We start from the raw sequence: 13,985 nt of genomic DNA, 5'->3' as shown, positions 1-13,985 counted from the left end.
TGTGGGGCGTGCCCAAGGCAAGAGTCTGCTCCTGTGCCTCACGAGGCAGCAGGTTAGTTTGAACACCCGGGGCGACTTTGCGAGGGCACATCCTTCACTGCTCAAATTTCGTTCGGCGCAAACAGAAAGACGCACTTCGGCTCCTTGTTCGCAGCCGCGATGTTGCCCGAAGCCTGGCCATCATCAGACGTGACTTAAATCAGTAGGGAACCGGCGCAAAGAGCATAACCTCACGAGAAGAGTCATCAAGGAATCATGCAATGCGCGGAACGCAGCAGGCTGCTCCTGCACTCCCAATCGGGGCAGGAGCTGCGGGGGGCGCCGAGAAGACGAGCATTGGCAGCGGTACGGCCGCCTCCAATCCCCCGGAAGGAGGGCATCTCACGCTATTTCTCAGCGGCGACGTGATGCTTGGGCGGGGCATCGATCAGATCCTTCCGAGCCCCTCCGATCCACGTCTTTACGAATCTTTCATCACCTCGGCGAAGGACTACGTGGCACTCGCCGAGCGTGTCAACGGTCCGATCCCGTCGCCCGTTGACTTCGGATATGTGTGGGGTGATGCGGCCCTCGCACTGGCACTGCGTGCTCCCGATGTGCGCATCGTAAATCTCGAAACCAGCATCACAAAATGCAGCCTGCATGACCCAAAGGGCATTAACTATCGGATGAACCCCGGGAACGTGGCCTGTCTCAAGGCCATGCGCATCGATTGCTGCGTGCTTGCGAACAACCACGTCCTTGACTGGTCGCAAGCCGGCCTGCTAGAGACACTCGAAAGCTTGGAAGGGGCAAAAATCGCCTACGCTGGCGCTGGCCGCGCACATGCTGAGGCAGCTTCACCCGCCGTTCTCAGGACCAAGGGTCAAGGCAGGGTGCTGGTGTTCGGCTTCGGCCTTACCACGAGCGGCATACCGAAAAAATGGGCCGCGGGACGGGCTAGGGGAGGGGTCAATGTACTCGATGGCACCTCTGCCAAAGCGATCACTTGCATTGCGGATGAGGTCAGATCCCGCAGGCTCGCCGGTGATCTTCTCATTGCGTCGATCCACTGGGGCAGTAACTGGGGTTATGACATCCCAGTTGATCAGATGTCGCTTGCTCATGACCTGATCGACACAGCGGGCTTCGACATCGTCCACGGGCACTCCAGCCATCACCCAAAAGGGATCGAGGTTTACCGCGGCAAGCTCATCCTCTATGGGTGCGGAGATTTTCTGAACGACTATGAAGGCATCAAGGGGCTAGCGCCAATCCGGGGCGATCTCGCTGTCGCATATCTTGCGCAATGCTCCACCACAACGGGTGATCTCGAAATGCTTTCCCTCATGCCGTTCCAGATCAGGAATTTCCAACTCAGGCAGGCCAATGATCGAGATCAGGCCTGGTTAGCACAGACACTGGACAGGGAAAGCAAACCATTTGGCACCCACATCGCGATGGGCCAAGATGGCGTTCTGAATGCGCAATGGCAATGACATTTGAGCCCTTTGCAGGGCCCAGCCGGCAGCACGACTAGGTGGTAAGCAGGGTGCCCAACGGTTGGTGCAGCAGGGGATCGAGTGACTCGGTGGACATGGCCTACTTTTCGTTCAACTGCAGGTGCAGCACCCCGGCATCCTTGCCATCCTCGCCAGGGATCGCAACCGTCAGGCTGCTGTCAAGCAGCTTGTGCCCGAGCACCCAGTGCTTGTTGTCGAAGCTGACGAAATGGCGATAGGCGTAGATGTCGTGCTTGAGCACCACCGTTGCCGTTGATGTTGCGGTGTGCGTGAACAGGTTGCCTTCCACCACCGTGCAAACCCGCAGCGCCGTGTCAGCCGGGAAATGCAGGACGAAGTTGTCACCCTTCGGAATCGGCTGGCCAAAGGTGATGACTGGAACTTTGGCCATATCGGCTTCTGTGGGCGGAAGGGTGCCACAGGCGGAGACTGCAAGACACATGGCAGCAACGGTGAGCGACAGACGGCGCACGACGCGGACTCCTAGTCAGACGAGGTGATCGGGGCGTTAGCGGGATTCACGAACTGGCTGATTCGAGTGTTCGGCGCCGCTGCGGACTCAGCGCCGCCTTGATCCAGTGAATGACATCCAGCGCATGCTATCCGCTGCATCCAAGGGTCGTCAGGATCGCGCCAATCGCCGGTCGGGCGGCTGGCGTCGATCATGACATGACTAGCAGGCTTCCCATTATGCGCAGGGGATTGGGCTAGCTATTCCCTGATGGCGCCATCGACGTAAAACCAACGACCATCCTCGCGAACAAATTGGCTCGTTTCGCGCATCCGATATGCGCGGCCGCCAATTCGATAACGCGCAACGAATTCGACAGTACCTTGCTCCTCGCCATGCGATTCGCAGCGCTGGATTGTGAGCCCGATCCAGCGAGGTCGGGGCTCCGTTTCAAGCGAGAGGCATGCGGGCCGGGTCGAGGCGTGCCAAGTCGTTAGCAAATAAGGTTCCAGTCCTAGCGCGTAGGCCACGTAGCGTGACCGCATCAGCGCCTCGGCCGTCGGCGCGGGAACAGCGCCTGCCAGAAAAGCCCCGCAGCAGCTATCAAGAGACTCGCCGCTACCACACGGACATCTGTTCATTTAGTCACGGTATTTCATCGAATCCCGTCTAGCCTATCCAAATTGGAGCCGATTGTCTGCTTGCGCGCAGCGTGCGATGCAGCCTGCGAAAAAGCCCTCGGGCCACCCGTGCTGCGGTGACACTACGTTTCGGCCGAAATGCAGCCTGACCGTCACGATCTCCAATTCGGCCAAGGACAAAGCCGCTCGCGCGGTAGGCGCTCCAGAGAGCATCTCGCTGGATTTCCTGAGCGAGGAAATACTCGATCCATTCCTCAATTCGATAAACGTGAAAGGTGGACCGCGTCACAACCCGTCCCGCACCCTCAGCGGCGTCGGCCCTGCAGAAAAGACAGGAGTTGCAATAGGGATAGAAAAATATTGAGCACGTCGAGATAGAGCGAAACCGTGATGAAAATCGGATTGGTCTCACCGCCACGCACCAGGCGGCTCGTATCAACCAGGGTGTAGCCACTGAAAATAAACAGCGCCGCACTGGCTACGGTCAGTTGCAGTGCGGGCATTTGCAAGAAGATATTGGCGAGGCCCGCAAGAATCACGATGATCAAGCCGACGAACAGGAAGCCGCCCATGAAACTGAAATCGCGTTTGGAGATCCAGGCATAAAGCGATAACCCGCCAAAAATTGCAGCGGTGCCGATTGCCGACTCGGCCACGACCAAGGGGCCATTCGGCAATTGAACGGTAACTTCCAATATGGGCCCCAAGGAAAGCCCCATGAGGCCAGTGAAGACAAAGACCAGCGGGAGGGCGATCGGGCCGTGCTTTGCACCCGCGAACAGAATGGCGAACAGCGCGCCAAATGCCAAGAGCATCAGAATAAAGGGGTGCTGATAGGGGAAGGCCATGTTCATGCCGAACATGGCGGCCACCGCAGTCACCACCATCGTTTCCGCCAAGAGAACGTAGGTTTTGCGCACCAGCTCATTGATAGCCGTGGGGGCTATGGAGCCCGGAAACTCGGGCAAATAGGGTGGTCGAGGCATGATCTGACTCCACTACGCGCTGTGCTCTGTGCCTAGATACCGCAACACGAGGGAGCAAGCTTATGTGGCGTTCATCATGCTTGCCCTTAATGCACAACACTTATTGTTGGTTGGTTACCGAATCCTAGCGCCCAAATCATCACGAGTGCCTATGCCAGGGAAATCACGCAAGAGGATGTTTGGCGCGCCTGTGACGCGTTGTTGCTCGCGGGTGCGCAGCCGACCATACTTGGCCGACAGAATTTCCCCTTTCTGAGTTCGCCACGCTACGGAGAAGAAGATGGGCTAGGGGAGGGGATACAGTGTGCCTGCTATGGGACGGCAAAAGGCTACCTAACTTCATCGCGACAAGATATCCCTTCCGGTAGTCAGTCGAGTCCGCCCGTCACCGAACAATCAATAAAGCCAGGGTAATTTTGCCTGCCGTATTGCCCCACGTATGGCGGTGCCGGCGCCAACTTTTGATCGCGCGCTCCACTCATCTTCGAATCTTCGGCAATCCGTTTCATACAATTTCAACGTTTCGCGCGACGCGGCAGTGGTGGCTACGCTGTGTCGATTTTCCGATCCAGTTGGGCTTACGATGGGAACGCCGGAAATGCGACCGTCTGCGGCCACTTGCCGGCTGCCCATGGTCCGGAGTGGATTGGGCAGGTTATTGCGTAATGTAGCCATCGACGTCGGCGCCAATATTGTCGAAACCTCCGAGATAAACGCGGATGGCCAACGACGTGGATAACCTGTTGCACTGGATCTTGCGCGGTGGCCCCAAGCACCCCACGGTGCGGGTGCAGGACGCCACATTCAATCCGAATCGTCTGGATCGCCTTGCATCACGCCCATGTGCAGCCGAAAAAGGCATCATCCAGGAACTCGACCAGGAAGAGATCGCTCTGGACATCCACCACATTTTTCCGCAGGACTGCCACGAGAAACAGCAGCCCCCATCCCGTGCTGCAGTCGAATCCACGTTAGGTTTTTCGCAAACACGAGACATGGCTATTCTTTAGGCTCTGAAGGACAAGTATGCGTGTACAAGGTCAAATTGACTTCTCAATCACTGAGCGTTCAGACGAGCGCGTCATCGCCGAAATGCCGATCATTAGCGGTATCAAAAATCCTTTTGGAACCGTTCACGCTGGCGCAATTCTTTGGTTCGCTGATGTGGCTGCAACAGTGCTGGCAATGAACTCTGACTCCGCGTCAGAAGGCATGAAAGGCTTTCCTTTGGCGATCTCTCTCAACGCAAATCTGTTGGGCAACCAAAAGGAAGGCACTTTCCGGGCGGTCTCGTTATTCGTCAAGAAAGGTAAGTCGGTGAGCGTCGTGAGAACGGTGGTGTCAGGCACTGATGGCAAGCTCATCGCCGACGTAACGACCAGCCATGTTCTGTCCCAATAGCCAGGATGCCCTGGATCGCAAAGTGCATGCAACGGGTAAACAACGCGTCTAGCCGGCTGAAGGGAAACCTCGGGTCGGATTGGGTGGCCAAGGGCTGGCATGATTGGGCGTTTGGTAAGGGGATATCGTGTCGGCCAACGTCCGGCGAAGTAATTTTCGACTGCCATCGCGAGCGCCCGTTCAGAGTGGCGCAGCAACGTCGGCTTGTACTTTTCTCTTCGCGCTGCGAAAGAAGTAAAAATGTTAAACGGCAAACTTGCGAAGTAAATCTGCGAACCCGCGGATCGCAATTTCCCATGTTCCGGCATGGAGCGTCCTTGAATGGCGTAACTTATTGATAAATAAGGAATAACTCGCATCGTGCATCCATTTCTGGTCTGCATGAACGCGAAGTAATATTGGTCGAATGCGCAAAGCCTCCGTGCGATCGGCGATGCCATTCCGCGGGAAGAGGGCGCGACTTGACCGCAAGGGTGGGCTGGGTGCAGCATTGGCGCGTTCTCGTCCCTCAAGCAGCCAGTCCACGTGATGAGCCCTCCGAATCTTTCGGTCCCGGCCAGCGCAGTCCGGCCGCCCTACAGCCAGTCGGCCGAAGGGCGCCGACCGTACGGCGCTCACCGATTCGATGTGTATAGCATCAAGGCTGGGCGGCAGCTGACCTTGTTCGGCCGAGGGCCGCTGGGTCTTTGGATCCAACTTGAGGTAGACCCGGCGGTCACGCAGTTGTGCGAGCGGCCATTGGTCCTCCCCGACTGCCAACCACGCCGAGTAGTTGACTTTTGGGCAAGGAGCAACGGCGCCAATCGCCTCATCCTACTAGTCCGCAAGCTCGGTTCGGCGGCCGAGGCGAAGCGGGCTGAGCAACTGGCCGCGTTCCGGATCTGGGCTGCAGATGCCGGATGCACGATCGAGGAAGTCGTTGCAGAGGAAGAAGCAGGACACGCGGTCGAGAATTGGACCTTGATGTTGCAGTACTGCAGAAGCTACCAGAGCAGTCTGACCGCAGATTGCCTGGAGCGTATCGAGCTGTTGCTAGTTGCCCCGACGCCCATCGCGCGCTTGATCAAGTGTGTTGGGGGAGGCGTTGCCAGCGAGGACGCCGATGAGATCCTGCGCGCTGCGATCTACGATCTCGTTCGCCGTGGACGAGCGCGGATTCCCGCACTTGGAACAGCGCGCTTGCACGACGGCCTTGAAGTCGAGCCTTGCTAGCTCGCCATGAGTAGGTCTCGTGTCATTCTCTGGGGCGATGTGCCCATCAAGCGCTCGGCGATTCCTGAGTTTCTCGCAGACTTGTCTCGCTGGCCGACCGTGGACCCATCGGCTCTAGAAATTCCTCAGCGCGAGCAATTTCGGCAACGACAGGAGGCGGTCTCTTTGTTCGTTGAGGCGCCCGATGTTTCCCTCGCTGAGATCGCACGGCGCACGAGAGTGCAACCTTCGCAGCTTTATCGATTACTCAGCCGCTGCCTCACCAGGAGCGAGGATGGTCGGATTCAAGGGTTTCGGGGCCTATTGCCCAACAAACATCTCAAACCCTACGAGCGTACCGCTGAGGTTCGGGCAACTGGGCCACGAGGACGAGGAGGGGCTGCCGGGGCGCTTGGTCGTTTGCTTGAGATGTATCCAGTCCTGCGCGATTGGCTTGAGCGGCAGGCCGCCGAACGCCATCGACCGCTGCGGCCTGGCGAACTCAGAGAAGTGCGCAAGACGCTACGTCGCCTTCATAAGCAGTTTCTGGATCGCTGTCGCGCGGCTGGCGTTCGTCTTGACGAATGGCCGTTCAATCGCGACCAGCGCGGTTACCGATCCATTCAAGCATTTATCTATGCCCATAAAGACTCGAAGAGGGCGATGATCCGCGGTCGCTTGGACTCTGAGCCCGCTGGAGGGGTAGATGCAGACGACATGGCGGCACCCGAGGAGTGCCCCCCGCCGGCTCTGCTTCCCTTTGATGCTGTCCAGTTCGATGGTCACAAAATCGATCTTCGCCTGACACTGCGATTTGTCGATCCATTTGGCCTGGAGACAGTGTTCGAGCTTGTACGCCTATTCATCCTGGTGTGTCTCGACGTGGCGACCCGCGCTGCCCTTGGCTATCACATTGCTATCTCGCCGGAGTACGACAGCGATGACGTTGCTATGGCGCTGCAGGCCTGCTTCGGACCGCATAAGTCGCCGGTCATGACCATTCCAGCGCTGCGTGTGCGCGAAGGCGGAGGATTCCCGTCACAATATTTCGAAGAGGCGCAGTACCCTGGCTGGCAATGGTTCCAGTATGACAATGCAAAAGCCAACCTCGCGAATGCAACTCTCGAACGTCTCTCGGAAATCACCGGCTGCTATGTGCATGCCGGACGATTGGGTTCACCCAACGACCGACCGTTTATCGAGCGATTTTTCGCCGTGCTGGCGCGCTCTGGGTTGCATCAGGTGCCTGGCACAACCGGTTCATCTTCTGACGACGCAGTCAAGCAACTAGGGGAAGTCGGCCGCAATTTGCACTTGATGATGACCGTAGATGAGTTGACCCAAGTGGTGGAGGTGCTTCTTGGCGATTACAACGGCGAAGCCCATGGCGGTTTGGGTGGGCGCACGCCGCTGGAGGCTATGTCCTATTGGCTATGCAAGCCGGGCGTTCAAATCAGACGGCTGCCCATCGCAAAGCGCCGGGACTTGATTTTTCTTCAAGAAGCGAGAATCGTTACAGTGCGCGGACAAGCGTCATTGTATATCAACTTCGGCGATGAGCGATACACATCTGACGTGCTGCGCGACAAAGCTCATCTCAAAGGCCAGCGCGTGCGTGTTTATTTCAACACTCAGGACATCCGTCAGTTGCATGCCTACGCCATGGACGGCTCCGGGCTGGGGATTCTCGTACCCTCACGCCCCTGGAGCAGAACTCCGCATTCATTGCGCCAACGGTGCGAAATCAAGCGTCTGGTGCGACAGGGGAAGCTCCGATATCGTTCAGATGAGGACGCGATTGAAGTTTACGCATCACACAAGCGAAAGCATGCCATGCGGAACAAGAAGGAGGCGACAATGCTCGCCGAGTTGATCGCGACACAAAAATACGCAGCAGCTGCGCAGAACAGTGCTTCTGTAGGTGCGCCGGGCGAGGTACGCGAAGCTACCGGATCGGATGACACTGCTCCCGCTATGACAGTTGCGTCGGTTTCAAAGCCTGTGACTGGGGGCAACGGCCAGAGCAGAGCCAGCGATCAGGCAAACGAAAAGCCAAGACCGAAGCCATTGTCGATACGCCGCACCTTGAATTATTAGGTGGAAACTTCATGATGCTTCTTCCTCGTCCGATCGAGATGGACCAGCATCCATTGGTCCAACAGACCTACATCGTACCGACTGTTTCGATCGATGATGCATACGTGCAGGTCAAGCGTTGTATCAGGCATCGAATCCCCGGAGCCTTGCTTGTCGGTCAATCAAGATTCGGAAAAACATACTGTGCTCGCTACATCAGCCGACAACTTAAGGACGAGTATCCAAAACTGGTGGTAATTTCCGTAGGTAGTGAAAAGAAAAAAACTCCCGTGGAGTCAGCGTTCTTCGAGAGTCTACTGGAAGCCGCTGGGCATAAAGAGATTCAGTCGGGCACCAATAGTGCGAAGAGACGTAGGTTGATCGAGCGCTTAACGGAGTTGGTGACTCGATCCCGACAGAATCTCTTGGTATTGTTTTTTGACGAGGCTCAACGTCTATCGATGGAGGAGTATGAGTGGCTGCGGGACGTGCACGATCAGCTGGAACGACGCGGCATCCGCATGATCACCTTTCTGATCGGGCAACAAAAGCTAATAAACCAGAAGAATGCCTTGCGACTGCAAGGCGAGACGCAAATCATTGGGCGGTTCATGATTGATGAATTGCCGTTTCATGGAGTGCGAACCGCCGATGAGGCGGCGACGTGTTTGAATGCCTATGATGATGCTTGCTATCCAGTCGATTCGGATTGGAGCTACACTCGCTTTTTTCTTCCGCTAGCGTTTGAGTCAAAATTTCGCCTTGTGGATCAAGCAGCAAACGTTTGGTCGGCTTTTCTTTCGGCCCATGCATCTGCAGGTTTTCGCTTTGCGATTGACATTCCGATGCAGTACTTCTCTCGTGCCGTGGAAATTGCGTTGACTGATCACTGCGATCGCGACGCCGAAGGCTTCTCATTGACTTCGGCCATGTGGGAGCAGGCGGTCCTCGACGCAAGGTACGTTGCGGCAGTGGAGGAGTTGCGGCTCAACCCGGAAATTGACGATTGAGACGATGGCCATCACTCGTCATTTGGCGGCGCGAAAGGCGCGAGGCATTGAGCGTACTTTGCGCGTTTGTCTCGACGAACCCAAGGTGGCTCGACCCGAATGGTGTTGGCGCGACGACTGGGTGCAAGGCGGGGAGTCCGTGTACAGCTTACTCGGTCAGTTCCAGGCGCTCAATGCGGTGGGCGGAAAACAGGTGAGAGCTGCATTCGTCGACGCTCCTCGGCCTGCGAGTTTCGACCGCTTGCAGGCTCCCAGTGTCGATCTGCACGACGTGAAGAACTTCAAGCTTGCGTCATTTGCCGCTGCTGTCCGGCTTTCATTCGACGTCATACGTTTGAGCTTCGTAAATGAGGCATTCCCTACGAGCGGTTGGCGCGCCTATCCGAATTTGCGTTGGTGCCCCGAGTGCGCGAAAGCTGGGTATCATGCCCCGATGTTTCAATTGCCGATGATACACGATTGTCCGGCGCATGGGCGTGCGCTGGAGCATCGCTGTCCACGCTGTCGATCTAATCTTCCGTATCGCCTGCTAACCGCGGTGCGGGTGCCTCTGTTCTGTTGTCCGGTTTGCAAGCACGATCTTGCTTCCCCCATACGGGAAGGAGTTCGCAAGGGCTTGGCAAGCGCTGATATAGAAACTTTAAATCGTCGGGCTGCTCTACTCCGATTTTGCGATGGACTTCCGACAGTTGTTGCTCGCGCCGTTGAAAATGTGCGCTCTACGAATGCAGTGGATGTCCGAGTATCTTCGCCGAACGATCGGGTTAGTGAGGAGGAGTTCAGATCTTTCGTGATGCGGGTTCTTGCCTCCTTGGAAACGCGTTCGCAGATGGACTGGAATCAATGCGAACCGTCCTATACCTACGTCGAGGGACATGCGTATTCAGCAAAAGCGCGTGGGAGTCCAGCGACCCTGTCGGCCGCCGGATGGCCGGATCACCTGGTGTCTCCATCGGACCTGGGGCTTTGTCGGGCTGCTGCGCTGTACCGATGCGTGAGGCGCCATCTGTGGCGCACCGTCGTGCGACCTCATCACAGGTGTGTTTGGGCAGCCTGCGAGCGGATGTGGTGGCCGATTGTTGGAAGTCAGACTCCGCCGTTTTGCCCTGTAGCTGTTGCGTTCCTGCGTTGGAGATTGCGATGGGAATCGGCAATACGCCTTTCGGACTTCTTGAACGCGCCGAGTAGCCCGCCCCTAGGATTGGTGGCTTGGATGGCGTCTGCGCCGATCGGGGCCGCTTCGTTCTCGCGGGTGGTGCAGGCCTGGCTGATAGAGCATGTACTTGGCTGCGATCTCATGAACGTCTTTGATGTCACCCTGGATGAGGAGCTACGGCGTGGTGCGAGCGAACCGATCAATTGGGCGCGGGAATGGATCGACGGCCCGGGTGATTCTTGCTGGGTGAGCGTTGGGCGTGGTAGCAAGTCGCAACCCATCAGGCTTTTCATGTTTCCACGGAAGGATACAATAAGCCGACCAGGTATGCGTGATGGCGCGGGGCATTACGCTCGGCAATTGGCGATTATTTCCGAGATTGCGCGTTAAGCAATCCAGCGCGCTACTCTTGCGTGGCGAAGGGGCTGGCTAATGCGTAGCGGCCGCGTCGCTCGGGGAACGTCACCGCGCCGGGTTTTGTTCGGGTCCAGCTTCTGAGAAGATGGGGCCATGAAGAAGTCGCCGAAGTCCAGCTCCGAGGTTCGAGAACGCGCCGCGCGTATGATTGCCGTGGCTCGCGGCGAGTACCCGTCGCAGTGGACGGCGATCGAATTCACAGCTGAGGTCGGTTGCACGGCGCAGGTGCCGTCCAACTTGGGGTGCTAGCTCCAACACGACGCCGGCCAACGTCAGGGCTCGACGACGTCGGAGAGGCGGAGCCTGGCCGAAGGACGAGACGGCCACGGTGCGACTGAACGCCCAGCAATGGGAGTTGCTCGTAGCCGGCCTGCCCTGGCAGTGCATGACGGCGGCCGCGCAGGCCCAGGCGATCCGGGTGATCTGAAGGCTGTCCATCGGGGCAAGTGCACCTTGGCTCGCTCGTGCACGCGCGCGAGTTTGGCGGGGATGGCGGAGGCGATCGATGATGACAAGCTTCGCGCTGGGCGACGACCCGGCGGCGCTTTACGCGCGCCGTTTCATCGAGGAGTTGTCCGGCGAGTTCAAGCGCCAGACGCAGAAGAATGCGGCGCTGAGCCTGGAGGTGCCAAGGTTGAAGCGCGGGCGCTTCTGCCGGTCCAGCGAGAGCCTGGACATCCTCGCGGGCGCCAGGCTGACGATCGCCATCGTCGACAGAACCGAATCTTGAGGCAAGACGAGCGCGAAGCACCAATCAAGGTAGTTTGATTTGACTGTCGTACGACGTCCGTCGTAGACTTTGCCCATGCTGAATTTTCGACTTCCCGCCGACGATCTTGAATACGCGGTGTTGCGTGGCCTGTGGGAGCTGCGCAAGGCGTCTGTCCGGGACTTGCATGACCGTATCGGTGCGCCGGAAGGCTTGGTCTACACAACAACGGCCAAGGTCGTGGACCGACTGCGCGACAAAGGGCTGATCGAGCGCAGCCGGCAAGGCGGAGCCTTCGCCTATGCGCCGCTTGTCGAGCGAGACGTGGTCGAGCGCGCCAGGGCGCGACAGCTGATGGGACGTTTCCTGGGGCCTGGCCCACACTCGGCTGTGGCAGCGCTGGTCGAAGCGGCGGGCGACATCGACCCTGCGCTGCTCGATGCGCTCGAGCGCGCGATTCAGGCCAGGAAGAGGGGCGATCATGGGGCGTGAGACTCTGTTGACCCTGCTGGTCATGCTGTTCGGTGGTCTCGTGATGCAACCGCTGGCTCTGCTGCCATCGCGCGCGTCACTTGACGCTTCGCCCGTCGTGGCCGAGCGAAGGGCGTGGCGACGGCTGTGGCTACCGGTGCTGCCGGTGCTGGTGGTGGGTGTGTGGCTGTGCGGTTGGGCCCTGCGCGAGCCCGACCCGGTGACGACGCGTTTCGATCACGGCATGATCGTCGGCGCCAGTCTGCCTTTCCTAGTTGTCGCGCTGCGTGCGGCGCTGCGCGCGATCTGGGTGCTGCTGCGTCGGCCGGTGGAGCTGCCCGTGTGCACTGTCGGCCTCGTGCAGCCGCGCGTAGTGTTCGACCCTTATCTTGCACGAGTGATGGACGACGGGCCGATGCACGCCGCGCTGGAACACGAGCGGGCGCATGCCCGACATCGAGATCCCTTGCGCATCTGGTTGGCGCAGCTGGCCACGGACCTGCAATGGCCCTGGCCGTGGGCGCACAGGCGATTTCAGGCTTGGCTGGAGCTCCTCGAACATGCCCGTGATGACGAGGCCCGCAATCGCGGAGCCTCCGGCACCAATCTCGCCGCGGCGGTCGTAGCCACCGCTCGCCACGCGCGCAGTACACCTCGTGCAACGCGTGGGGAGTTTGTGTTTGGCGCCCAAGCTGGCTTGTTGGGTGATGCACGCGCGCTGGTCGTGCGAGTGGACCGACTGCTGGCGCCGATGCCCGACTTCCACCAACCGTATGAGCTGTCGGCGTGGCGGGCCGCCGCTGCCCTGATGCTGGCGTTTGTGTTGCTGGGCGCCGCGCTCGCGTGGGGCGCCGCATATGGCAACGATATTCTTCATCCTTTCCTGTTGTGGACATGGAACGTCTGATGCACAAGCGCCCTTCGCGAGGCCTGCGCTCGGTGTCGGCGCTTGCGGCCGCGCTGGTGCTCGCGGGGGTTTCAGTTCATGCCTGGGCGGGCGCCGAGCCCTACGTCGCTGCGCAACAGCAGTCGGTGCCACAGACGCTGCAGGCCTACGGCCAGGTCAAGCCGATTGCCACGGTACAGTTGCGCGCGGCCGACGCTGGCACGCTGGGTGGCTTGCGCATCGTTGCTGGCAGTGCGGTCAAGGCCGGAGAAGTCCTGGCGCGCATCGCCGGGCCTCGCATGCGCGCGCTGCTCGTGGCACGGGAGCAGCAACTGCTGGCCGCCCGGGCACGCGAGTCGGCGGCCGGGAACGCCCTGGCCATCGAGCTGCGCCAGTTTGACGCCCAGCTCTCCACTCAGCAAGCGCTGGATGCGGCGCGGGCAAACCAGGCGTCGGCGCACGCCGCGGTGCGAACCGCGGAGGCCGCGCTGCAGGAGGCGCGCAGCCTGCAGACCGTCCGCGCGCCTACGTCAGGAAGCATTCTCTCGGTGCAGGCCGCGGACGGCGAGCAGCTCGGCGCCGGCCAGGCCATCGCGACGCTGCAGCCTGCCGGCAGGCTGTGGGTTCGCGCAGCGGTGTACGGCACCGATGCGCAGCGCCTGCACGTCGGCATGACGGGGCTGTTCAAGCCCTCGGGAGAGGGGGCTGCGGTCGCCGTCAGGGTCGCGGCGATCTCGCCCGCTTTGGCTGCCGACGGCGGCACGCGCATCGGGGTGTTGCCGACCACCCCAAAGCCACCGGCCTGGTGGATCAATGGGCAGTGGGGATCGTTGGTACTCGAGGGCCCGGCGCAGCGCATGGTGCTGGTACCCACGCAAGCGCTGATCCTCGACCGGGGGCGCTGGTGGGTATTGGTGCACACGCCAGCGGGCGAGCAGCCGCGGCAGGTCGTTCCCGGGCCGGCGCAAGGATGGTGGACCGCGATCGCCTCCGGCCTGTCGGCCGGACAGCAAGTGGTAGTCACCGACGCCCTGCTCGACTACCACCGCGGCATTGCCAGCCACTACACGCCGCCGGACTGAAGAACG

14 protein-coding genes are annotated in these 13,985 nt (G+C 59.5%); 11 read left to right on the top strand and 3 right to left on the bottom strand.

Annotated elements, in window-relative coordinates; translation table 11 throughout:
- Positions 1-260: 260 nt before the first annotated feature.
- On the top strand, positions 261-1,478 hold the full coding sequence (locus tag CD04_RS0103480) for a CapA family protein (protein WP_081857780.1): 1,218 nt from the start codon (positions 261-263) through the stop codon (positions 1,476-1,478).
- A gap of 103 nt (positions 1,479-1,581) precedes the next feature.
- Here CD04_RS0103480 and CD04_RS0103475 read toward each other — a convergent pair whose 3' ends face one another.
- The 3 genes from CD04_RS0103475 to CD04_RS0103460 all read right to left on the bottom strand — a co-directional run bounded on the left by CD04_RS0103475 (position 1,582) and on the right by CD04_RS0103460 (position 3,580).
- Positions 1,582-1,974 carry a hypothetical protein gene (locus tag CD04_RS0103475; protein WP_231480454.1) on the bottom strand — a complete coding sequence of 131 codons (393 nt, stop codon included), beginning with the start codon at positions 1,972-1,974 and terminating at the stop codon, positions 1,582-1,584.
- Between the two features lie 239 nt (positions 1,975-2,213).
- On the bottom strand, positions 2,214-2,594 hold the full coding sequence (locus CD04_RS24045) for a YchJ family protein (RefSeq protein ID WP_031404399.1): 381 nt from the start codon (positions 2,592-2,594) through the stop codon (positions 2,214-2,216).
- A 305-nt stretch (positions 2,595-2,899) separates the two neighbouring features.
- Positions 2,900-3,580, bottom strand: a complete 681-nt coding sequence (locus CD04_RS0103460) for a Bax inhibitor-1 family protein (RefSeq protein ID WP_031404398.1) — start codon at positions 3,578-3,580, stop codon at positions 2,900-2,902.
- Between the two features lie 719 nt (positions 3,581-4,299).
- Here CD04_RS0103460 and CD04_RS0103455 point away from each other — a divergent pair.
- The 10 genes from CD04_RS0103455 (at position 4,300) to CD04_RS0103410 (ending at position 13,979) form a co-directional block, all read left to right on the top strand.
- Positions 4,300-4,590 carry a hypothetical protein gene (locus CD04_RS0103455; protein ID WP_031404397.1) on the top strand — a complete coding sequence of 97 codons (291 nt, stop codon included), beginning with the start codon at positions 4,300-4,302 and terminating at the stop codon, positions 4,588-4,590.
- 16 nt (positions 4,591-4,606) lie between these two features.
- Positions 4,607-4,981 carry a PaaI family thioesterase gene (locus CD04_RS0103450; protein ID WP_031404396.1) on the top strand — a complete coding sequence of 125 codons (375 nt, stop codon included), beginning with the start codon at positions 4,607-4,609 and terminating at the stop codon, positions 4,979-4,981.
- 525 nt (positions 4,982-5,506) lie between these two features.
- Positions 5,507-6,193: a hypothetical protein gene (locus tag CD04_RS22435; RefSeq protein WP_197033006.1), complete on the top strand. Its 687-nt coding sequence runs from the start codon at positions 5,507-5,509 to the stop codon at positions 6,191-6,193.
- A gap of 6 nt (positions 6,194-6,199) precedes the next feature.
- Positions 6,200-8,269 (top strand): hypothetical protein, encoded by a 2,070-nt coding sequence (locus tag CD04_RS0103440; protein ID WP_156030070.1) that lies wholly within the window; start codon positions 6,200-6,202, stop codon positions 8,267-8,269.
- A gap of 11 nt (positions 8,270-8,280) precedes the next feature.
- Positions 8,281-9,258: an ATP-binding protein gene (locus tag CD04_RS0103435; protein ID WP_038167464.1), complete on the top strand. Its 978-nt coding sequence runs from the start codon at positions 8,281-8,283 to the stop codon at positions 9,256-9,258.
- A 1,666-nt stretch (positions 9,259-10,924) separates the two neighbouring features.
- Complete coding sequence (locus CD04_RS23540) at positions 10,925-11,080, top strand: hypothetical protein (protein ID WP_156030068.1); 156 nt, start codon at positions 10,925-10,927, stop codon at positions 11,078-11,080.
- A gap of 256 nt (positions 11,081-11,336) precedes the next feature.
- Positions 11,337-11,561, top strand: coding sequence for a hypothetical protein (locus CD04_RS22430; RefSeq protein ID WP_051848901.1), 225 nt, complete (start codon positions 11,337-11,339; stop codon positions 11,559-11,561).
- A gap of 75 nt (positions 11,562-11,636) precedes the next feature.
- On the top strand, positions 11,637-12,032 hold the full coding sequence (locus CD04_RS0103420) for a BlaI/MecI/CopY family transcriptional regulator (protein ID WP_031404391.1): 396 nt from the start codon (positions 11,637-11,639) through the stop codon (positions 12,030-12,032).
- A complete protein-coding gene (locus CD04_RS0103415; RefSeq protein WP_031404390.1) occupies positions 12,022-12,918 on the top strand; it encodes a M56 family metallopeptidase in 897 nt (298 codons plus the stop codon). The genes CD04_RS0103420 and CD04_RS0103415 overlap by 11 nt, the downstream gene beginning before the upstream one ends.
- Positions 12,918-13,979: an efflux RND transporter periplasmic adaptor subunit gene (locus CD04_RS0103410; RefSeq protein ID WP_197033005.1), complete on the top strand. Its 1,062-nt coding sequence runs from the start codon at positions 12,918-12,920 to the stop codon at positions 13,977-13,979. The genes CD04_RS0103415 and CD04_RS0103410 overlap by 1 nt, the downstream gene beginning before the upstream one ends.
- Positions 13,980-13,985: the final 6 nt, after the last annotated feature.

It is taken from the genome of Thiomonas sp. FB-Cd (assembly GCF_000733775.1).
GTDB lineage: Bacteria > Pseudomonadota > Gammaproteobacteria > Burkholderiales > Burkholderiaceae_C > Thiomonas_A.
This window is presented reverse-complemented; position numbering and strand designations above follow the sequence as displayed.

Coding starts and splice junctions, on each gene's coding strand:
- CD04_RS0103480 (WP_081857780.1), top strand. CDS start 261: ATGCGCGGAACGCAGCAGGCTGCTCCTGCACTCCCAATCGGGGCAGGA.
- CD04_RS24045 (WP_031404399.1), bottom strand. CDS start 2,594: ATGAACAGATGTCCGTGTGGTAGCGGCGAGTCTCTTGATAGCTGCTGC.
- CD04_RS0103460 (WP_031404398.1), bottom strand. CDS start 3,580: ATGCCTCGACCACCCTATTTGCCCGAGTTTCCGGGCTCCATAGCCCCC.
- CD04_RS0103455 (WP_031404397.1), top strand. CDS start 4,300: ATGGCCAACGACGTGGATAACCTGTTGCACTGGATCTTGCGCGGTGGC.
- CD04_RS0103450 (WP_031404396.1), top strand. CDS start 4,607: ATGCGTGTACAAGGTCAAATTGACTTCTCAATCACTGAGCGTTCAGAC.
- CD04_RS0103440 (WP_156030070.1), top strand. CDS start 6,200: ATGAGTAGGTCTCGTGTCATTCTCTGGGGCGATGTGCCCATCAAGCGC.
- CD04_RS0103435 (WP_038167464.1), top strand. CDS start 8,281: ATGATGCTTCTTCCTCGTCCGATCGAGATGGACCAGCATCCATTGGTC.
- CD04_RS23540 (WP_156030068.1), top strand. CDS start 10,925: ATGAAGAAGTCGCCGAAGTCCAGCTCCGAGGTTCGAGAACGCGCCGCG.
- CD04_RS22430 (WP_051848901.1), top strand. CDS start 11,337: ATGATGACAAGCTTCGCGCTGGGCGACGACCCGGCGGCGCTTTACGCG.
- CD04_RS0103420 (WP_031404391.1), top strand. CDS start 11,637: ATGCTGAATTTTCGACTTCCCGCCGACGATCTTGAATACGCGGTGTTG.
- CD04_RS0103415 (WP_031404390.1), top strand. CDS start 12,022: ATGGGGCGTGAGACTCTGTTGACCCTGCTGGTCATGCTGTTCGGTGGT.
- CD04_RS0103410 (WP_197033005.1), top strand. CDS start 12,918: ATGCACAAGCGCCCTTCGCGAGGCCTGCGCTCGGTGTCGGCGCTTGCG.